24 protein-coding genes and 1 pseudogene are annotated in these 18,530 nt (G+C 37.4%); all 25 read right to left on the bottom strand.

Annotation, left to right across the window (positions count from 1 at the left end; all coding sequences use genetic code 11):
- A partial coding sequence (locus tag CJ305_RS18400) for an ArsR/SmtB family transcription factor (protein ID WP_143469419.1) occupies window positions 1-224 on the bottom strand: 224 nt, incomplete at its 3' end.
- A gap of 129 nt (window positions 225-353) precedes the next feature.
- Window positions 354-1,040 carry a cytochrome c biogenesis CcdA family protein gene (locus CJ305_RS18405; RefSeq protein ID WP_099647738.1) on the bottom strand — a complete coding sequence of 229 codons (687 nt, stop codon included), beginning with the start codon at window positions 1,038-1,040 and terminating at the stop codon, window positions 354-356.
- On the bottom strand, window positions 1,037-1,369 hold the full coding sequence (locus CJ305_RS18410; protein ID WP_223248931.1) for a heavy-metal-associated domain-containing protein: 333 nt from the start codon (window positions 1,367-1,369) through the stop codon (window positions 1,037-1,039). The genes CJ305_RS18405 and CJ305_RS18410 overlap by 4 nt, the downstream gene beginning before the upstream one ends.
- Window positions 1,366-1,947: a metal-sensing transcriptional repressor gene (locus CJ305_RS18415; protein WP_143469420.1), complete on the bottom strand. Its 582-nt coding sequence runs from the start codon at window positions 1,945-1,947 to the stop codon at window positions 1,366-1,368. The genes CJ305_RS18410 and CJ305_RS18415 overlap by 4 nt, the downstream gene beginning before the upstream one ends.
- 78 nt (window positions 1,948-2,025) lie before the next feature.
- On the bottom strand, window positions 2,026-2,298 hold the full coding sequence (locus CJ305_RS18420) for a thioredoxin family protein (protein ID WP_099647740.1): 273 nt from the start codon (window positions 2,296-2,298) through the stop codon (window positions 2,026-2,028).
- Between the two features lie 207 nt (window positions 2,299-2,505).
- A complete protein-coding gene (locus CJ305_RS18425) occupies window positions 2,506-3,072 on the bottom strand; it encodes a helix-turn-helix domain-containing protein (protein ID WP_099647755.1) in 567 nt (188 codons plus the stop codon).
- Entirely contained in the window at window positions 3,072-3,245 is a 174-nt protein-coding gene (locus CJ305_RS19535) for a hypothetical protein (protein ID WP_189319491.1), read from the bottom strand. Before CJ305_RS19535 ends, CJ305_RS18425 begins: the two co-directional genes overlap by 1 nt.
- 47 nt (window positions 3,246-3,292) lie before the next feature.
- The gene (locus tag CJ305_RS18430; protein ID WP_099647741.1) at window positions 3,293-5,104 is read right to left on the bottom strand and encodes an efflux RND transporter periplasmic adaptor subunit; all 1,812 of its coding nucleotides are present in this window, start codon (window positions 5,102-5,104) and stop codon (window positions 3,293-3,295) included.
- Window positions 5,105-5,135: 31 nt separating this feature from the next.
- Window positions 5,136-5,624: a DUF305 domain-containing protein gene (locus CJ305_RS18435; RefSeq protein ID WP_099647742.1), complete on the bottom strand. Its 489-nt coding sequence runs from the start codon at window positions 5,622-5,624 to the stop codon at window positions 5,136-5,138.
- A gap of 21 nt (window positions 5,625-5,645) precedes the next feature.
- Complete coding sequence (locus CJ305_RS18440) at window positions 5,646-6,356, bottom strand: PepSY domain-containing protein (protein WP_034260690.1); 711 nt, start codon at window positions 6,354-6,356, stop codon at window positions 5,646-5,648.
- Window positions 6,356-8,878, bottom strand: coding sequence for a heavy metal translocating P-type ATPase (locus CJ305_RS18445; RefSeq protein ID WP_099647743.1), 2,523 nt, complete (start codon window positions 8,876-8,878; stop codon window positions 6,356-6,358). Before CJ305_RS18445 ends, CJ305_RS18440 begins: the two co-directional genes overlap by 1 nt.
- 1 nt (window position 8,879) lies before the next feature.
- Window positions 8,880-9,173 (bottom strand): hypothetical protein, encoded by a 294-nt coding sequence (locus tag CJ305_RS18450; RefSeq protein ID WP_041495861.1) that lies wholly within the window; start codon window positions 9,171-9,173, stop codon window positions 8,880-8,882.
- 11 nt (window positions 9,174-9,184) lie between these two features.
- Window positions 9,185-10,411 carry a permease gene (locus tag CJ305_RS18455; RefSeq protein WP_099647744.1) on the bottom strand — a complete coding sequence of 409 codons (1,227 nt, stop codon included), beginning with the start codon at window positions 10,409-10,411 and terminating at the stop codon, window positions 9,185-9,187.
- A gap of 85 nt (window positions 10,412-10,496) precedes the next feature.
- Window positions 10,497-11,075 (bottom strand): DUF2911 domain-containing protein, encoded by a 579-nt coding sequence (locus tag CJ305_RS18460; RefSeq protein WP_099647745.1) that lies wholly within the window; start codon window positions 11,073-11,075, stop codon window positions 10,497-10,499.
- Between the two features lie 6 nt (window positions 11,076-11,081).
- Complete coding sequence (locus CJ305_RS18465; RefSeq protein WP_099647746.1) at window positions 11,082-11,558, bottom strand: YybH family protein; 477 nt, start codon at window positions 11,556-11,558, stop codon at window positions 11,082-11,084.
- A gap of 18 nt (window positions 11,559-11,576) precedes the next feature.
- Window positions 11,577-12,125 carry an ion channel gene (locus CJ305_RS18470; RefSeq protein WP_099647747.1) on the bottom strand — a complete coding sequence of 183 codons (549 nt, stop codon included), beginning with the start codon at window positions 12,123-12,125 and terminating at the stop codon, window positions 11,577-11,579.
- A gap of 690 nt (window positions 12,126-12,815) precedes the next feature.
- Window positions 12,816-13,370: a DUF3347 domain-containing protein gene (locus tag CJ305_RS18475; protein WP_099647748.1), complete on the bottom strand. Its 555-nt coding sequence runs from the start codon at window positions 13,368-13,370 to the stop codon at window positions 12,816-12,818.
- 20 nt (window positions 13,371-13,390) lie between these two features.
- Complete coding sequence (locus tag CJ305_RS18480; RefSeq protein WP_072985110.1) at window positions 13,391-13,843, bottom strand: heme-binding domain-containing protein; 453 nt, start codon at window positions 13,841-13,843, stop codon at window positions 13,391-13,393.
- Complete coding sequence (locus CJ305_RS18485; protein WP_099647749.1) at window positions 13,844-14,461, bottom strand: DUF3347 domain-containing protein; 618 nt, start codon at window positions 14,459-14,461, stop codon at window positions 13,844-13,846. It lies immediately after the preceding gene.
- Window positions 14,462-14,478: 17 nt separating this feature from the next.
- Entirely contained in the window at window positions 14,479-15,015 is a 537-nt protein-coding gene (locus CJ305_RS18490; protein WP_099647750.1) for a DUF3347 domain-containing protein, read from the bottom strand.
- Window positions 15,016-15,036: 21 nt separating this feature from the next.
- The gene (locus CJ305_RS18495) at window positions 15,037-15,507 is read right to left on the bottom strand and encodes a DUF302 domain-containing protein (protein WP_099647751.1); all 471 of its coding nucleotides are present in this window, start codon (window positions 15,505-15,507) and stop codon (window positions 15,037-15,039) included.
- 9 nt (window positions 15,508-15,516) lie between these two features.
- Complete coding sequence (locus CJ305_RS18500; RefSeq protein ID WP_099647752.1) at window positions 15,517-15,903, bottom strand: DUF302 domain-containing protein; 387 nt, start codon at window positions 15,901-15,903, stop codon at window positions 15,517-15,519.
- Window positions 15,904-16,127: 224 nt separating this feature from the next.
- Window positions 16,128-16,652, bottom strand: coding sequence for a hypothetical protein (locus tag CJ305_RS18505; RefSeq protein WP_223248933.1), 525 nt, complete (start codon window positions 16,650-16,652; stop codon window positions 16,128-16,130).
- A 33-nt stretch (window positions 16,653-16,685) separates the two neighbouring features.
- Entirely contained in the window at window positions 16,686-17,987 is a 1,302-nt protein-coding gene (locus CJ305_RS18510; protein WP_099647753.1) for an APC family permease, read from the bottom strand.
- A gap of 2 nt (window positions 17,988-17,989) precedes the next feature.
- Window positions 17,990-18,530: pseudogene (locus tag CJ305_RS18515) on the bottom strand (copper resistance protein B); the annotation flags it as partial.

The raw sequence follows: 18,530 nt of genomic DNA on the forward strand, positions 1-18,530 counted from the left end.
ACCGCGGGAACACTCATACCTAAAATGTCGGATAAATCACAAGGACACAGTTCTTTTTCCATATTTAAGAGAAATAGAATTTTCAAACGAACCTCATTACCTGAGATGGATAGTAGTTTTGTTATTTTATCGAAATCATTGGTCATACCATCAATGACCGTTTTGCAGTTTAGCAACTGCTTATGGTCAGCTTCAGCTCTCGTACAAGAAATTTCCATTTTCATAATAATTATTTAGGCGAACTAAGGTATAATTAATTACGTATTTAAGCAAATACTTAAAAACATAGTTCTTAAGCAATAGAGAAATTTTAGGTATTTTGGTGTTAATTACGTCTTGTGGGTGAAAACTAATTATAGATAAAAGCTGAAGATCCTAAAGAAATAGAAACTTAAATATAGAAGAGCGAGGGCACTCATTATTTGAATACTTTTTCTCAACCAAGACAATTTGGCAAGTTTTGAAACAGAACTTGAAAAAAGACCTACAACCAAAAAAGGAAGTCCTCTTCCAATACCAAAGCACAAGGCGAGAAGTAGACCATATATTAAATTCGCTTTTGCAACTGCAAAAGACAATAAGAGCAATAGAGGTGCGGCTGCTGTACCTAAACTAAATATAAATCCATAAATGAATGAACCACCAATTCCTGGTATTCGTAAGGATTCAAGGTGTTTTACACGTAAATATGGTCCGTAAAATGCAATTCCTGCTGCGATTAACGAAATTATTGCCATACTTAAAGTCCAATATTTACCAAATATTTCAGTCAAGAAAATTCCAGAATAGCCTGCAATTGCCCCTAATAATGTCAAACAAAATACTATGCCGATAAAAAATGAAAACGTTACTGCAAAGCCTGTTTTTGATTCTCGCACAGAAGTACTACCAATATAACCTGCAAACCCAAGTCCAACAGGTAACGTGCAAGGACAAATGCCACTTGAAATCAAGCCTGCCACAAAAGCTATTCCTAAACTTAAAATTGAGCCGTCTTGAAATGCAGCTGTAAATTCATTTAAAAATTGCTCCAGATTCATTGAGATAATGTTTTCACAGTTCCCGCATTATAACCAATTTCATTAATGGATTGCTTTATCTTGTCTATTGGAATGATATTTGGATTGTATTGTAGTGTTGCATTTTTGTTTTCAAGGCTAACTTTTACTTCCTTTATACCGTTCAAATCAGAAAGTGTCTTTTTCACATTTGCTACGCAAGACATACAGCTCATTCCTTCAATAGAAATTTCAACAGAAACGTTATCAGCTTGATTTATGTCAGTTTGCTTACTTTTATTACTGTTTTCAGCACAACCCGTTAAAAGCATAAACAATAAAAATAATGAAGAATTGAAAACGGATTTCATATAACAGCTTTTTTTGGTTGATATCCTGATTTGGTCAAGGCAGTTTCTATTTCTGATTCATTTATCAGGTCTGGATTAAATTCAACTTGTACCAATTTCTTAATCACTTTGGTTTTTATCTTTTTTGTTCCTTTTAATTCTTTTAAAATGTCCGTTATTTTTTCAGCACATCCTTGACACACCATATTGTCAATTTTTAGCGTTATAGTTTGCATATTTTCTTCTGTATTTGTTTGTAGAAATTCATAAATGGATTCAATTTCTTCCATCTTATCAGTAAGCTCGTAAAGATTTAAGTTTGGAAACTGCTGTCTTATGGTTGCAATTTTTTCCTCTTGACCGCAATTGCCTGGGCAAGTTTCCAATGCTTCTGCAATTTTAATAGCTAATGTCTTTCTGAACACTTCATCTAAAAGCAGATATTGGGCTTTTTCAAAACCTTTATTGACCGCTTTAAACTGATTGAGAATTTGAGCAGGATTATCACTTTTATCAAGCATATTTAAAAGCCCTTCTACTTGTCCGTTGATATTCTTTAGACGGTCTTTAAGGTCTTTGGTTAAATCTTTTGGCAGCATAATGATTTCAATTAAATACATTCCAAACGCTGTAAACAGCGTTTGGAATGTATTGATGTTAAATTTAGCAACTTCTTTTTAGATTGCCTTTCCAACTCCAGCAGCGATTAATTCATCTTTATTTACTCCTCTGTTTTTACAGCAAGAAAGTAATTTGCCGTTTACAGCAACTGCAGGCAGGGAATTGATGTTGTACTCTTTCATTTTGTCAACACAGACTTTTTCGTCACATTGTTCAACTGTATTATAAACAGTAACTTCACAAGAGTCGCAAGCCATTTCTTTTACCATTTTTACTACTGGTTCACATACTGGACATCCAGCCGTGAATACTTCAATTTGTCGATTCATCTTTTTAGGATTTTAATGATTAAAATTAATTACACGACAAAGATGGGGTTGGCATAGGGGTGGTCTCCAAATTTATTTTGAATTATTTTAGGTTTACGGTAGAGTGTTTAAGAAATAAAGCTCTTTTAGCCTTAATGATGTGGGCTTTAGCGTACACTTTCCTTGAGCTTACAAACAAGAAATCCCTTATTCTAATGGAACTTTTTATCAAATCTCATCCAAAGATTTGCGATTTTGATTCGTACTCTTCTTAAATTTTGAAGGGGGCATCCCTGTCAGCTTTTTAAACTGATTGCTTAAATAAGCAACACTACTATAGTTTAAATTAAAAGCTATCTCACTTAAGGTTAATTCATCATAAACTATTAGTTCTTTTATGCGCTCAATCTTTTGATTGATGATGAACTGCTCTAAAGTTATACCTTCAACAGATGAGAATAATGAACTTAAATATTTATAATCCAGGTGAAATTCATTGCTTATGAGCTTAGCCCAAATAACGTCTTTACCTTCATTGGAATGGTGAATGGTTTTTACAACCAAGTTTTTCATTCTTTCAATGAGTTGTGCTTTACGATTGTTTATGATACTGAAGCCCTCTTCATTTAATTTTTTGGATAAGACCGCCCTGTCCTCATTTTCAAGTTGAGCGTCCAATTGTACTTCGCCCAACTTTATTGTACGATAGGAAATATTCATATCTTCTAAGATTCGCGAAACAGAAGATATGCATCGCGGGCAAACCATATTTTTTATATGTAGGATATTTTTTATCATTCAAACAAATGTTTGAAAAAACCAAGATTCATTAATATTATTGCGATTACTGCAGCCATAAAAATGGCTGCCATCGCTAGTATGCCAATAACTTTATCTTTCCTAGAGATTTCGCTTTTGGAAGTTTTTCTTTTTTCCTTTCTTCTATTTCTTCTGCTTTCACTCATCATCGTACTTCTTTATATGACAAGGATTACTTAATTAATCCAAAAAAAAATTATTCAATTGTCTGACTAACCTCACCACACTTAAGCATTGCCTCACCGTAGTACGGATTGCGAATTTCTTTTTCTAAGCTCAACCAGAAAGCACCATTATTATTATCTGCCATAGGGCAAAATTCACTATAAACTGTTTCGTTTACACCAAAGAGCTGTACGCCACTTATCATATGGGCAGAGAGATGCTTGAAATGCACTCTTTGATTTGCTATATCTGAACTTTTTTCTATAGCATTGGCAGATTTCTTCAGTTCTTTCTGAATGGTCATCCAATGGTTATGTGCTTCTTCACCGGATAATAATTTCATATCCACTTTTTTCAAGGATTGGTCTATTTGCTTTGCTGCTTGTTGAGCGCTTTTAGCCTCATCCTTTACCAAAGCATCTTTTAAAAGGATATAATCATCGAAAACCTGTTTTAACTGATTCTGAAATTTGTTAGAAACTTCAATTCTTTCTTTCATTTGAGAATGATTGGTTTTATCTGCATTTTCTCCAAAGCTACCTTCTTGCATTCCCAGATGTCCTTCGTGACCTGTCATCGTTTTACCTCCTGATGCATTCATCATACTTTTTTTACCTTGTAATTGTGCAGCGGCATCTACGGTAAATGTTCCGTTGGTTACCACTTCATCTCCGATTTTAAGACCTTCGAGGATAGTATAACTATCACCAGTAGCGTTACCCAACCGAACTTCTCTCATCTCAAAAACAGGAACATCAGGCTTGGTCTTTACATAGACTACAGAGCGCTCACCTGTCCACATAACGGCCGTGGTAGGTATTGAAACGGTATTTTCTGCGCTTGTTTGAGTGCCCTCGATTGTTCCTTCTACAAACATTCCTGGCTTAAAGAGGTCTTTCTTATTTGGTAAAACCGCTCTCACAACTACAGTTCTTGTCGCAGAGTTTAATAATGGGTCAATAAACGAGACTTTGGCGTCGAATACTTCGTTGCGATAAGCATTGGTGGTTACTTTTATGTTTTGCCCTTCTTTTAGGGATGCAATCTGGTTTTCATAAGCATCAAATTCTGCCCAAACAGTATTTAGATTCGCTATTTTGTACAAGGGTTGACCCTGTTTAACATAGTCGCCTTCTTCAACCATTTTATAAGTAACCGTGCCCGATACGGTTGCAAAAACAGGGAAATTCTCTTGTACTTTTCCAGCAGCTTCTATAGCGTTTATTTGCTTTTCTGAAAGCTTCCAAAGTTTAAGTTTATTTCTAACAGCCTTATACAATTCCGCCTGCGACTCTTTCAAGGATGAAGCGGTAAGCAACTCCTGCTGTGCCGCAACCAAATCTGGTGAATAAATCGTTGCCAAGCGCTGCCCTGCGCGAACACGCTCTCCTGTAGAATTTACGTATAGTTTTTCGATTCTTCCTCCAAAATAGGTGACCTGTACTGCATTAGACTCTTCATTGGCTTTTATCTTACCAGATAATTTAAGGGAATTGCTTCCTATTTGTCCTTTACCAACAACAGAAGTTTGGATATTTGCCAGCGCCATTGCGTTCTCTGTCATTTTAATCTCATTCATTGCAAGGCCATCTGCACCAGATTCGGCAGGTATCAAGTCCATTCCACATATAGGGCAATCACCTGGTTCGGGCTGCATAATCTGTGGGTGCATTGAGCAGGTCCACATTTGGTTTTCCGACTCGCCGGAATGGTCGTGGGTATCTGACATATCGGATAAATCCTTAACAGCATTTTGTTCTGTTCCCGAATTTCCGAATATGAGATACCCTGCCAATAAGCCTGCGATAACTGCAATACTTATATAAATAATGTTCTTTTTCATAATAATAATTTTACAGAAATTAGTACTCGTACTATTCCTCTTTTTCGTTTTCTAATCGGTAAATAATTTTTTTCATCTGGGCAATCTCTCGTAATTGCGCCTCAATAATTTCTTCTGCCAATTTTTTAGCTTCAGGGTCTTTGATATCTGCTCTTTTACTTGTTAGAATAGCTATTGAGTGGTGCGGTATCATCGCTTTCATCCAAAGTACATCACCCACAGTTGATTTTTGTTCACGCACCAAGGTCAAAGCACTTACAAACAATACTATACTGCCTAAAACAATTGCGATATTCTTTTTCTTGTTTTTGTACATCCCGCGCATTGCAACAAACATAATAATGGCCATCGCTGCAATCCCTAAACAAACCATATAAAAGCGGGTTAGGCTAAACCATACGTGGTCCCACTCATAGGTATTTAGATACATTGTGATATACATTGCAACAAAGGATGCAGCGAGCATTCCTACAAATTTTGTGTATTGATTTTTCTTTTTGTGTTCATTTGAATTTTCCATAATAGTTGATTTTAATGTTACTTATTTACGATTGTTTTTAATTAATTTTCTAAGAGTTGGTGATGAAATATACCAAAGGATAAAGCCACTCAATACTGTTATCAAGCCTAACAGTGAAAAAGCTCTTAAAACAATAGTGTTGAAGTTATCCCTTCCCTGATAATCCATTGTGTGGGTCATCCATAAAAAATCGAACCAGCGCCAATCGCGATGACGTACGGTTTGGAAAGCGCCATTCTCAATCGCCACGTAGGCTTTTAGATTTTCATCGGTTTTATATGAAATCTCATAAGCAGGTAATGGTCGTCCGCGGTACTCGTGGTGGTCGCCAACAGATTCAATTCTTCGTATTTGGTCAAATTCTAAATCTGCCAACATATAGCGTTCTGACACTTTGATTGCTTCTTGTTCTGTGAGCTCGTCTTTCTTTGTTCCTGTAAGTGCATTATAAAGCACAGTCTCATTAATCCAATAATAGGGCGCATCCGCTATTTCAAGTAATTCTAATGACTTAATCGGTTCCTGAATATTTAGTTGAGAACTTCCCACCAAACCTGAAAATGCAGTTTGTTCAGGAATCTCTTTTTTGAAATGGTCGCCGTGTATCTCGTCAATATCCGTCCAGCTAAAATACATCCCGCTAATCGTCCACATCAGGAACTGAATACCCAGGAAGATACCCAAGTAGCGGTGGGCTTTTCGAATCCATTTTGCTGTTTTTCTATTGACCATTAGCTATCGATTTTTTTGGTACGTAATCGTAAGGCATTTGTAATAACCGATACGGAACTAAAACTCATTGCCAAAGCTGCAATCATAGGTGATAATAACAAACCGAAAAACGGAAATAGGACTCCAGCCGCAATGGGCACACCTAAGGTATTATAGATGAAAGCGAAAAAGAGATTCTGCTTGATATTTCGCATAACCATATGGCTTAAATTTTTAGCTTTTACGATACCGTGCAAATCACCTTTTACCAAGGTTATCATCGCACTTTCTATGGCTACATCTGTACCTGTCCCCATAGCGATTCCCACATTACTTTTTGCCAGTGCCGGTGCATCATTGATGCCATCACCTGCCATTGCGACCACCTTCCCTTCATTCTGCAATTTTTCAACTTCCTGCAACTTATTTTCAGGTAACATACTGGCTTTAAAGTCAGCAAGGTTTAGCTCTGATGCTACGGCCTGTGCTGTATCGTGGTTATCGCCCGTGAGCATTATCACGGCAATCCCCTTGTCCTGTAATTCCTTGATGGCCTTAGCGCTTGTTTTCTTGATTTTGTCGCCTATCACGACATAGCCTGAAACCTTACCATCAATAGCTAAATACGAAACGGTTTTCCCTTGTTTTTGAAAGGATTGTGCTTCATCTTTCATAGCAGATGAAATAGTAGCCTTGGCATATTCCATCATCCTATCGTTTCCTAAATCGAGCTTCTTGCCATCAACAGTACCTTCTACGCCTTTTCCCGTTATTGCGCTGAAATTTTCGGTTTTTGATAGTTCAACATTCTGCTGCTTTCCGTATTTCACAGTAGCTTCGGCCAATGGATGCTCGCTGGAACTGTTTAGAGATGCAATAAAATGTAGAATTTCGCTTTCGCTAAATTGTTTATCATCAAAAGAACCTACCTTCTCCACCGTGGGTTTTCCCTCGGTAATTGTTCCGGTCTTATCAACAATAAGGGTATCTACCTTGTCCATTTTTTCAAGGGCTTCGGCATTCTTGATAAGTACGCCATTCTGAGCGCCTTTACCAACACCCACCATAACGGACATCGGTGTTGCCAATCCTAATGCACACGGACAGGCGATAATCAATACGGCAATGGCATTCACAAACCCATAGACATAAGCGGGTTCCGGACCCCAGATTGCCCAAACGATAAAGGTTATGACCGCAATAAATATGACTATTGGCACAAAATAGCCTGAAACCGTATCGGCCAATTTCTGGATAGGGGCACGACTGCGACTGGCATCATTTACCATTTTGATGATTTGGGAAAGTAATGTGTCGCTACCTACTTTTTCGGCCTCCATCAAGAACGACTGGTTGCCGTTTATGGTACCGCTACTTACTTTGTCATCTACAGATTTATTAACTGGAATGGGCTCTCCCGAAATCATCGATTCATCTACAGTAGTTTCTCCTTCGATAATTTTGCCATCAACAGGAATTTTATCTCCTGGTTTTACTCGTAGTATATCTCCTTTCTCTATCTGGTCGATGGAAACTTCTTCTTCATTTCCATCGACTACCTTAATAGCTTTATTGGGCACAAGTTTTAAGAGTTCCTTGACCGCAGAATTGGTCTTACTGTGCGCACGGGCCTCAAGTACCTGTCCGAGTAGCACCAGCGTTAAAATAACTGTGGTCGCCTCAAAATAAACAAATACAGTTCCTGATTCGGTTAAAAAGTCTTGGGGGAAAAGCTGCGGAAACAGCATCCCGAAAACACTAAAAACCCAAGCCACTCCGGTACCTATCCCAATGAGCGTAAACATATTTAGATTCCAGGTGACGATACTGCGATACGCACGTTCAAAAAACATCCACGTGGCATAGAAAACAACGGGAAGGGAAAGCACAAACTGAATCCAGTTCCAGTATTTTATTTCGAGAATACTTTCCAAGGGATTGTTTGACAGCATTTCTGACATTGCTATGAAAAATATAGGCAATGTAAAAGAGACTGCTATCCAGAACTTTTTGAGCAATTTTTTATAGGTCTTTTCTTCTGCCGATAGGTCTGGTTCCATCGGCACCAGGTCCATCCCACAAATAGGGCAGTCTCCAGGTCCGTCTTTAACAACTTCAGGGTGCATAGGGCAGGTCCATTGCTCGGAAGTGGTGGCGGTTAAATTTTGTTCCTCGACTAAATCCATTCCGCAGACAGGACAGTCGCCCGGCTTGTCGTAGGTTTTATCTCCTTCGCAATGCATTGGACAGTAGAAGGTTCCTGTTCCTTTGCCTTTGGGTTGTGGTTTTTTCGCTTTCGCGGAAGCGGAATCATCTTTATGATGATGCTCGCCCGGTTTGTGGATAGAATACGTACCGCCGTCATCATTTAATACCTTTTGAAAAGTCTCGATAGGAATGTGAGATTCCATTTCGATGGTGGCTTCTGCTTTTTCCAAATTGACCGATGCACTGGTTACTCCCTCTATATTGGAAAGGGTTTTTTCGACGTGATTCTGGCAACCTTTGCAGGTCATTCCATGTATGTGATAGGTATGTTTCATTTTATCTTAATTTTTTTCGCATTGCTTCAGAAATATTCTCTGCATAGACGCCATAGGCATCGACCAATAATCCTTTAATTCCATTTTTTGATGAAATAGCGTAGAGAACGCTGTTGTCATCGGTACTGCTCATTCCTTCATAACGATGCATCTCATCTACATCGAAATCCTCTGGATGTAATTTTAGCTTTAGCGCATTACATTCAATGTGTCCCGAACATAAATTAAAATCATAAGTATAACCTTGCTCTTGCAAGTGGGTCATTGTTTGGGAAAGGGTATCGAATGTTTTCATAGCCACTAATTTTAGTTCACTAAAAATTTTACAATCAGTCCTCCAGCGAGCCATATATAACAGATGAAGGCTGCATATTTTAAAATCTTTTCGAGTAAAGGGCTTTTGGGTGCCATCTCGCTCATTGAATGTTCTACATCTTTTTTCTTGAAAAAACCCAGATAAACGAGATAGGCCGAAATGATGAGAAAAGCAACGTTCAAGAAAAAGGTATAATCAATCTTGAAAAATTCGCTATCCTGAATCTTCACTTGTGATGAATCTGGTAGCATATTCAATAAATCAAATCCATAATGAAGTGCCAATGCCGTACCAATTAATGCTGTAAACAATAAAAACGTGATAAACAATGACATTTTCCAACCATAATACTTTGCATTGATTCTCAGTACTGGAAAAACCACCAAATCGCTAAAAATAAAGGCCATTACGCCAGCAAAACTCACGCCTTTTCCGAATAGTAACGCTGCTAACGGAATGTTACCCATTGAACCGATAAAAGTCAAAAATGCGGCAACTGGACCGACCACGATATGTTCCAGAATTTCGAGAAAAGTAAAATCTGTATTGCCTTGACCGCTATTGATAAATAAGGTCTGAAAGAACGAATCTGGCACAAAAGCCGCTGTAATACCCGCAACGGTAAAACCTACGGTTACATCCTTCCAGACCATTTGCCATTCCATCTTATATTTTTTGGCAACACGCGCCCAACTGTCTTCGTTCTTGATTTGTTTCTTCCAATCTTTGGAACCGTCCATCTCATCATCATCTTCATTTTCGAGATTCTTACGGGCTTTTTCGATGAGTTTTTTAGGATTGATGAGTCGTATCAGAATCCACGAAATACCAATCAAGAGAATACCACCTACATATTCGCCCACCACGAACTGCCAACCCAAAAAGATGGAAATGATAATCCCCAATTCTATGACGAGATTGGTCGATGCCAACAGAAAGGCAATGGAAGACACAAAACTTGCCCCTTTCTTAAAAATGGATTTTGTACCTGCCAAAGCAGAAAAACTGCACGAGCTACTTATAAAGCCGAAAAACGTGCCCAAAAGCACACTTTTGCCTTCGTTTTCGCCCATTGTTTTTTGCATCCGCTTTTCGGTCACGAAAATCTGTATCATACTACTGATGATATAACCCAAAATGAATGCCCAAAGCGCCATCCAGAAAAATCCGATAGTCGTATAGGCGGCTTCGCCCCATTGTTTTAAAAATTCGTTCACGGTTTAAACTGTATTAGTTTTTATTCTTTGATGATACACGTTTTTTTAATTTTTTTATCATCGTACCCTTGTTGACCCTATCTTGTTATTTTACTTTGAATGGAATTACTACTTTAACTTTTTCCCAAGCTAATGTTATCTCACCTTCCGTATCGCTAATTTTCTTGATATTATATTCTAAGTGTTCTTTTAGACTATTTGCAATAATCGGTCTTACCTTAAATCGTATTACATCATCTTTTTCGTCATATTCATCCTTTCCGTGCTGGTTCCAATTGGAATTTAAAATGATGGTCCATTCTTCTTTTGAAGGAATGGTAAAAAATCCATATTTACCTGCTTTCAGTTCCTTACCATCTATTTCTAAATCCGTATCTGTCTCTATCCACGTAGCCATATGTGCACCAGCTTGCCAGACTTGGTCATACGCCAGCAAACCACCAAAAATCATCCTGTCCCTAACCCCTGGCGATGAATAATCAATATGGATGTGCGCATTACCAATGGTCGCCATCGCAGAGGTGTGGGGGCTTAACACTTTTTTTGGCGGTTGTTCTATGGTTGTTTCTTTCGACTGTTCCGGCAATGGCTCGGTTTTCTTCTCTTTACAACTGATAATAAGAAGAAGACCGAACACTATACTAATTGAAATATATCTACTCATCGGATGTTACTTAGTATTTCTTGAAGATGAATGGGTTTTTATTATTTTCCATTTTCCATCTATTTTTTTAAGGATTGAGGTTGCTACCCCTTTTTTCTTTATGGTCCGGCTATTTCCCTTGTCGTCCGAATTGAGGACAATGGTATATATGTATGTTTCGGTAGTAAAGGCATAGGGTAAATCTACCTTGGCATCGATTTCATAATCTGTAAATTCGAATTTTTCAAAGTGACCCAATTCCGGTCCTAAATGATGTTCTATATAGTGGCTGTACGTACCCTCGACGCCTCCCGATTCAAAAACCTCGGAATCCTCGGTAAATAATTCGAAAGTACCATCGGTCGTAAGATTTTGTAGGGCATCCTTATAGCTTTTCATTACTGTAAGCACTGCTTCTTTTTCTGTTTTTGCATCTTGACCAAATAGTGGGCTTGTCGCTATCATTAGCAACATTACCACGGTAGTTAATTTTAATGTTTTCATACATTTAATTTTTAAGGGTTATTTATTTACTCGAATTCTATTCACATTTGCGATACCAAAGACCAGGACGAAAAACCGCAGTGCCACTTCAAGCGCCACCAAGGTTTTTGCAGGTAGGGAAATGGGCACTATATCACCATATCCTACTGATGAGAATGTTATCAAACTGAAATAGGATAAATCAAAAAATACCGACAGTCCATCATTGCCAATACTGTTGTTCATTTTAAAATGAATAGCATCTACAAACTGCAACGCCGTGTAATCTATTGCAAACGAGAAAACTATCAACACAATCAGGTATCCGAACAACACCAGTACGTGGCTCAATAGATGGCTCTGACCAATTATCTTCATTAGTTGGTTAAAGGACAAGGCTATAATGAATCCTATCTTTAGAAATGTTAAGGTCAGTAGGATAATGATAGCATAAGACCCTTCCATAGTAGGTAGCACATACAGTTCGATTACTGAAGCAAAAAGCAGCACCAATAGAACATACTTTGAACTACTGAAAAGCTGCCTATAAAACGCTCTTGTGGTTTCTATGTCTTTTTCTTTATCCATTCTTATTTGTTATCTATAAATTTCTCATCATAGGTCTTTTGTTTCGAGTTTGCTTATTCTTCTAACCAAAAAACTGCAACGCCAATGCACCGCCAATTATTAATGTTAGGATTGTATACACTATATAGTTAGTCCACTTCTTTAATGGACTTTTATTTTGCGCTTTGCCATTATTTGTATTGCAGCAATCCTTCATCAACTTTATTTATTTTTCAGCTTGAGATTATGAAACTGAAATTATTAGATTATACTTGAAGATGAGAGGCGAACTGGTATTAACCAATAAACCAATCTGAAATGCTCACCTCCCAAAATCAAGTAATCTTCACTAAACTTCTCTTTTTCAATAATCCTCTATTTTGCCCCGAAAGGGAAGAGCTTCATCATCACTAATTGATGCATCGTCTCTTCCATATTCGGGCTACTATTAACCAAATCAACTTTTCTTTTTCAATAAATTTATTGTGCCTAATTAAGAGAAAGGGCCTTAAAAACCAACCAGAAATACGTGCCCTCTCTCTTATTAGGACTTAAATTTTTGCCTGACTTGGGAAGGAACTAACACTAACCATCAATTATTTTACTTCCCACGACAGGACTTATAAACTATTCTAGATTCTCCAAAAACTCTATAACTATCTTTTAACTAATAAACCAGAACAAGAAAAGGACTTCTTGGATAGGGATAATCTATTGAATAGTCTTTTGTACTTTGCCACACGTAAGCATCTTGCTCCCGTAATACGGATTCCTCACTTCATCCTTTTGGCTCAACCACGCGCTACCTTTATCGTACATTGGGCAAAATTGTTGGTACAGTGTATTTTTTGTTCCAGTAATGGCCACCATATCCGTGATATCCTTGCTTAACGTTTTAAAATGTTCGCGTTGGTGGTCTATGGCGCTTTCGGCAATATGCTCGGCGTGTTCGGTGGCATCTTCTATAATATCTGCCAGCTCGCTTTGTTGTTCTTTTGTATAGTTACTGCTGTCAAATGCTTTTAAGGAAGCCACTAATGTAGTGCCTAATTGTGCCGCTTTTTTGGTATCATCAGCCACCAAGGCATCTTTTAGGTTGAAATAGTCATTTAAAATCACTTCTGCCTTTGCATCAGTCTTGGTATCCATCATTTTACTATGGTCCATTTTCATATTGCTGTGGTCCATTTTATCTTTTTCCTGTGCATAAGCAAAAGAAACCGTTAACAATAGCATTGCTGCTATACTCATTTTTATCTTTTTCATAATTCTAATTTTTAGGTTATTTATAAACTGTCTTTTAATTGTGTTACCCAATTGATGATTTCTTCCGTTTCTTCTTTCGAGAACTTGGCGTCTCTATGAATTAAGGTGTATGAATCCAAGGGCATCTCACCACTTTCAATTTGCTTGATGATAGACCTTAATTTACTTGTCTTTCTGCGACTTGACAATGAATCCCATTCGTTGAAATTGAGCTCTGCCTTACCTTCTTTAATGTGGTCTTCCAAAAACCAAGCAACTGGTTGAACTCGATTATACCAAGGATATTGGGTGTTGTTACTGTGACAATCATAGCAGGAAACCTGTATCTTTTTCTGAATAGCCTCCGGAACCTTATGCACCACCATAAAATCTGTTTGGGGCACGGTATCGTTTTGGTTATAGTCCACTGGAATAAACTGGATGAGCACAAGCGCCACCAAAAAAATTCCCGCTATGATTTTTACAATCTTCATTTAGTTGATTTCTTTCTGGACTTTACCGCAGGTTAACATTTTACTACCGTAATACGGATTCTTAACGTCCTTGCTCGTGCTCAACCAAGCGCTACCGCCATCATACATTGGGCAAAACTGTTGGTACAAGGTGTTTTCTGTTCCTGTAATAGCAACCATATCTGTTACATCCTTGCTCAATACTTTAAAGTGCTCTCGCTGGTGTGCTATATCGCTTTCTGAAATGTGCTCTGCGTGTTCTACCGCATCCTCAACGATGTCCTTTAAATCTGATTGCTGCGTATCGGTGTATTCTGAAATATCGAGCTTTCCTAAGGTTGTTGCGAGGCTTGCCCCAAGTTCTTTGGCTTTGGCATTATCATCAGCCACCAAAGCGTCCTTAAGTTTAAAATAGTCGGTCAAAATAGCTTCTGCTTTTGCGTCTTGACCATTGTTCATTGCCATTTCATCAACTTCATTCATTGGTTTATCATCCATCATATCATCCATCGATTCTTGATGCATCTCATTGCTCATAGGCGCTGCGGGTTCGTTTTTGTTTCCGTCTTTGCAAGCAGTAGCACTTAATAGAACTAATGCCAGTCCGGCAATCATTACATTTTGTTTCATCATTTTCATAATTATATATTTAAGGGTTATTTATTAATGGTTTTTTTGACCGACCCGCACTTCAGCATTTTCTCTCCGAAATAGGGATTGGTAATTTCTTTTACATCTGCATACCAATAGGCTCCTTCATTGTTAAATGCCATTGGGCAGTATTTTTTGTATATGGTTCCTTCAGATAAGGCATCTTCAAACATAGGCCCCGCCTTTTCCGTGAACTGTGCAAAAAGTTCCCTTACCTCTTCTATATCTTGAGCATCTGCCATTTGTTGTGCGAGCTGTTTCATCTCCATTCGTTCTTCACCAAATGATGCGGCCATATCCTTGCTAATGGATTTTGCTTGGCTCTCATCGTTTTTTGCCAGAGCCATCTTGATTTCAAGGTAATTGTGCCACACCTTCCCGGTCATCCCGTCTATAAAGCCTTGGTCTGCCACATCTGCAGTGTTTTCCTTTGCGGTCTTTACCTCTTCAGGTGTGTTAATCTCTACAGTTTGTTTTTCCTTGCAGCTAATAAACGCTATAAGTGCAAAAGCTGCGATTGTTGTTTTCATTAGTGTTTTCATTTGTATATTATTTAAGTGAATTCAAAGTTTAAAATTTTTAGGTCCAATAAAGTCCAATAAATCGGTCAGTGCTTTTTTTATTTCTGCACTTATTTTTTTTATTTCTGGCTTTTCTGAAAATGACCAAGTTTTTTCAATATCTTCAATGGAAACCTCAATAATACTATTATCTTCAACCTCTTTAATACTAATTTTACAAGGAATTAAAGTGGTCATTTGTATGTCGTTTGAAATTAGTTCAGCAGTAATTTTTTTATTACAAATCAATAAAATCAAGTGTTGAGGCAAGTCTTTAAAATAGCCCTCTAGATATTCACAAATATCCATTTCAGCTACAACATCAAATTGAGCTTTTCTTAAGTTTTCTTTTATTTGGTTTTGCACTTCATTAAAAGTTACAGTACCATACCTCCTGACAATACAATACTGTGTGCTTTGGCTATCACTGTAATTTTGACTGTCTATATTTTTATCACGACTATTTTTTTCCATATTAGACTATTAAAGACGATTAATAACAGATTGTAGCTTACTAGTGATATCCTTGGCCACTTTATGAAGTTTTTCATTGTTAACAGCCTGCATAGAAGCTAATGGGTTGATTGCCGCCACTTCAACGAATTCATCACTTTGTTGTTGAACTATTACATTACAAGGAAGCATCGTTCCTATCTTGTCCTCAGCTTCAAGCGCCTTATGTGCATATGGGGGATTACAAGCACCTAAAATTTGATACCGTTTGAAATCTATACCTAGTTTATCTCTAAGGGTTTCATTTACGTTGATTTCAGTAAGAACACCAAAACCTTCATTTTTAAGTTCATTTGTAACTTTTGTGATTACATTATCAAAGTCTTCTTTCAAAGTTTTATTGAAATAATATTCCATTGCTCTACATTTTAAGAGGTTATATTTTTATTTTAAAATTCGTTGTTATTCAGTTCTTTGCAGTCTTCTTAATTGCAGACTGTTAAATTCTTACTTTTTTCTTCTGCCTGATACGAGAAATATTACCCATACCAAAATGGCAAATCCTATTATCCACCACCACATCATCATATCTCTATTCTTTTATTGTTAAACATTCGCTTTTAATTACGTCTCTCAATGAGTTATCTTTTATCCTCCATCTTCTTTTTCTTTTTCTGCATCATTTTTTCCATCATATCAGGATTCTCATCCATCATTTTTTTCATCCTCTTCTTCATTTCTTTTTTCATCATTTCATTATTATGAATTTTTTCCATCAACATCTTGCGACCCTTTTCGTTTTCCATCATCTTTTCTAGCATTTTAGATTGCATCTTTTGCATCATTTCAGGATTTTTATCCATCATTTTCTTCATATGGGATTGCATTTTCTCTTTCATATCAGGATTCTTTTCCATCATCATTTTCATATTTTCCGATTCCATTTGTTCCATATGACCTTTCATCAGTATTTTTTTTGCTTCTTCATTTTTTCTGGCTTCACTGATGAAATTTGTAAATTGAACTGGATTTGAAATGATTTCTTGATAAATGGCATTTCTATTTTCTTCGACCCGCAAGGTCTCAGTTGCATTAAAGGTTGATTTACAACTTACAAGTGTTCCAATGAAAGTAATTGCTATCAGAACGGTAGTTTTTGTTTTCATAGTTTTCATTTTAAGGTTTATAAATAGTTCATCTTAATCTTCATTTTCGTTTCTTCTAAGAAACCACTTCTCTCCGAAAAAAATCAATACCATCATTGCGGCTGCCACGATAACAACCAACAAATCACTACTTGCTTTTATCCACAGAAAAGCACCCAAAACAACGACATCTAAAATAATTGCTGTTATGAGTACTAAGGCGCGAGCTTTAATTTCTTTTCTCATATTCCTTAATACTCCGTAATGGATACCGATATCCATAATTAAGTAAAAAATGGCCCCAAGAGAGGCTATTCGTGTAAGGTCAAAAAGGATAGTCAGCGTTAATGCCAATACCACTGTATATACTAACATATGTTTTTGTAATCTACCCGGCATCCCGAAATGTCTATGAGGTATCAATTCTTTTTCGGTAAGCATTGCAGTCATTCTTGATACCGCAAAAATACTGGCGATTACTCCTGATATAGTGGCGACAATGGCAATCCCCACGGTAAACCAAAGGCCATATTTTCCGAAAGCAGGTCTAGACGCCTCTGCTAGGGAATAGTCTTTAGCTTTTATAATTTCATCAATAGAAAGGTTTGAAGAGACTGCAAAAGCCACCAACATATATACGACTGTACAGATAAGTAATGAAATGATGATGGCACGACCCACATTTTTATTTGGGTTTACAATTTCTCCACCGCTATTGGTTATGGTTGTAAAACCTTTGTAGGCTAAAATTGATAATGCTAGTGCGCCTAAATAATTTGTTATTGGTGTTTCAGTCAGACTCTCTGAGGGAACCACTTCTGAGAATGAAAAGCCAGCAGCCCAAAGCCCCCCAATAGCAAATATGGCAATACCTCCAATTTTAAGGATAGCCATAACCAAAGAAGACTTTCCAATAATATTGTTACCAGAGATATTGACTAGAAAGGCTACCACCAACAATACTACTCCCAAAATGGGTACCCAAACACTATTTTCTCCTACATCAAATAGCTGTAATGTATAAGAGCCAAAGGTTCGGGCTACCAAACTTTCATTAATTACCATTGATAGAGCCATTAACATTGCACCCGAAGCAGTCAAAGCACTTTTCCCATATATTTTTTTTAAATACATAGCGATTCCTCCCGCCGAGGGGTAAGCATTAGACATCTTAACATATGTATAGGCACTGAATCCCGAGATAATGGCTCCTATCAAAAATGCATACGGAAACCACTGGCCTGATAGTTCTGCTACCTGACCTAATAAGGCAAATATTCCTGCACCAATCATCACTCCCGTACCTAACGATACAGCTCCAGTTAAACTCAGGCTATTTTTTTTATATTCTGACATATTTAAAATCGGGCTAAAAGACCACCACCCCAACCGTATCGGTTGTTATAGTTTCCTTGTATTGAAAAATTTCTTGATAGGATGTAGGAAAGTCCAACCAACCATTGGGTTTCACTCTCATAAGAGCTATTCCCTATATCATTTACCCATCCAAAGTCTGCCCTATATTCATATTCGCCTTCCAGAAAAATTCTTGGAAAAATCAAGATTTCCCTGTCCAGACGAATTCTTGGGCGCAGTTGATGGTCCATACTCACATCTACATTAAACCTGTAGGGTGTAAAGTACTTTACACCGACCAATCCTACGGTATTGAACTCATCGAAGGAATTAGGTATTTCTGTTTCTGTATTTACCCCTACATAGAGACGCACCCAATCATTTAGATATCTATCATAGTTCACTTCGGCCTCAAGGTTCTTGTCATAGTCGAACTCTGCCCTTAAACCAAATCCATTTCTGATATTGCTTGACATCAAAAAGAGTTCGTTAAAATTTGAGCCTGCACGCAACAATCCCCAAGAATAGTAATGGTCTGTCTCA

It is taken from the genome of Leeuwenhoekiella nanhaiensis, from assembly GCF_002744755.1.
GTDB lineage: Bacteria > Bacteroidota > Bacteroidia > Flavobacteriales > Flavobacteriaceae > Leeuwenhoekiella > Leeuwenhoekiella nanhaiensis.

What these genes read in the sequence shown, in the direction of transcription:
- CJ305_RS18405 (WP_099647738.1), bottom strand. Translation starts at nt 1,040, where the DNA reads ATGAATCTGGAGCAATTTTTAAATGAATTTACAGCTGCATTTCAAGAC.
- CJ305_RS18410 (WP_223248931.1), bottom strand. Translation starts at nt 1,369, where the DNA reads ATGAAATCCGTTTTCAATTCTTCATTATTTTTATTGTTTATGCTTTTA.
- CJ305_RS18415 (WP_143469420.1), bottom strand. Translation starts at nt 1,947, where the DNA reads ATGCTGCCAAAAGATTTAACCAAAGACCTTAAAGACCGTCTAAAGAAT.
- CJ305_RS18420 (WP_099647740.1), bottom strand. Translation starts at nt 2,298, where the DNA reads ATGAATCGACAAATTGAAGTATTCACGGCTGGATGTCCAGTATGTGAA.
- CJ305_RS19535 (WP_189319491.1), bottom strand. Translation starts at nt 3,245, where the DNA reads ATGATGAGTGAAAGCAGAAGAAATAGAAGAAAGGAAAAAAGAAAAACT.
- CJ305_RS18430 (WP_099647741.1), bottom strand. Translation starts at nt 5,104, where the DNA reads ATGAAAAAGAACATTATTTATATAAGTATTGCAGTTATCGCAGGCTTA.
- CJ305_RS18435 (WP_099647742.1), bottom strand. Translation starts at nt 5,624, where the DNA reads ATGGAAAATTCAAATGAACACAAAAAGAAAAATCAATACACAAAATTT.
- CJ305_RS18440 (WP_034260690.1), bottom strand. Translation starts at nt 6,356, where the DNA reads ATGGTCAATAGAAAAACAGCAAAATGGATTCGAAAAGCCCACCGCTAC.
- CJ305_RS18445 (WP_099647743.1), bottom strand. Translation starts at nt 8,878, where the DNA reads ATGAAACATACCTATCACATACATGGAATGACCTGCAAAGGTTGCCAG.
- CJ305_RS18450 (WP_041495861.1), bottom strand. Translation starts at nt 9,173, where the DNA reads ATGAAAACATTCGATACCCTTTCCCAAACAATGACCCACTTGCAAGAG.
- CJ305_RS18460 (WP_099647745.1), bottom strand. Translation starts at nt 11,075, where the DNA reads ATGAGTAGATATATTTCAATTAGTATAGTGTTCGGTCTTCTTCTTATT.
- CJ305_RS18465 (WP_099647746.1), bottom strand. Translation starts at nt 11,558, where the DNA reads ATGAAAACATTAAAATTAACTACCGTGGTAATGTTGCTAATGATAGCG.
- CJ305_RS18470 (WP_099647747.1), bottom strand. Translation starts at nt 12,125, where the DNA reads ATGGATAAAGAAAAAGACATAGAAACCACAAGAGCGTTTTATAGGCAG.
- CJ305_RS18475 (WP_099647748.1), bottom strand. Translation starts at nt 13,370, where the DNA reads ATGAAAAAGATAAAAATGAGTATAGCAGCAATGCTATTGTTAACGGTT.
- CJ305_RS18480 (WP_072985110.1), bottom strand. Translation starts at nt 13,843, where the DNA reads ATGAAGATTGTAAAAATCATAGCGGGAATTTTTTTGGTGGCGCTTGTG.
- CJ305_RS18485 (WP_099647749.1), bottom strand. Translation starts at nt 14,461, where the DNA reads ATGAAAATGATGAAACAAAATGTAATGATTGCCGGACTGGCATTAGTT.
- CJ305_RS18490 (WP_099647750.1), bottom strand. Translation starts at nt 15,015, where the DNA reads ATGAAAACACTAATGAAAACAACAATCGCAGCTTTTGCACTTATAGCG.
- CJ305_RS18495 (WP_099647751.1), bottom strand. Translation starts at nt 15,507, where the DNA reads ATGGAAAAAAATAGTCGTGATAAAAATATAGACAGTCAAAATTACAGT.
- CJ305_RS18500 (WP_099647752.1), bottom strand. Translation starts at nt 15,903, where the DNA reads ATGGAATATTATTTCAATAAAACTTTGAAAGAAGACTTTGATAATGTA.
- CJ305_RS18505 (WP_223248933.1), bottom strand. Translation starts at nt 16,652, where the DNA reads ATGAAAACAAAAACTACCGTTCTGATAGCAATTACTTTCATTGGAACA.
- CJ305_RS18510 (WP_099647753.1), bottom strand. Translation starts at nt 17,987, where the DNA reads ATGTCAGAATATAAAAAAAATAGCCTGAGTTTAACTGGAGCTGTATCG.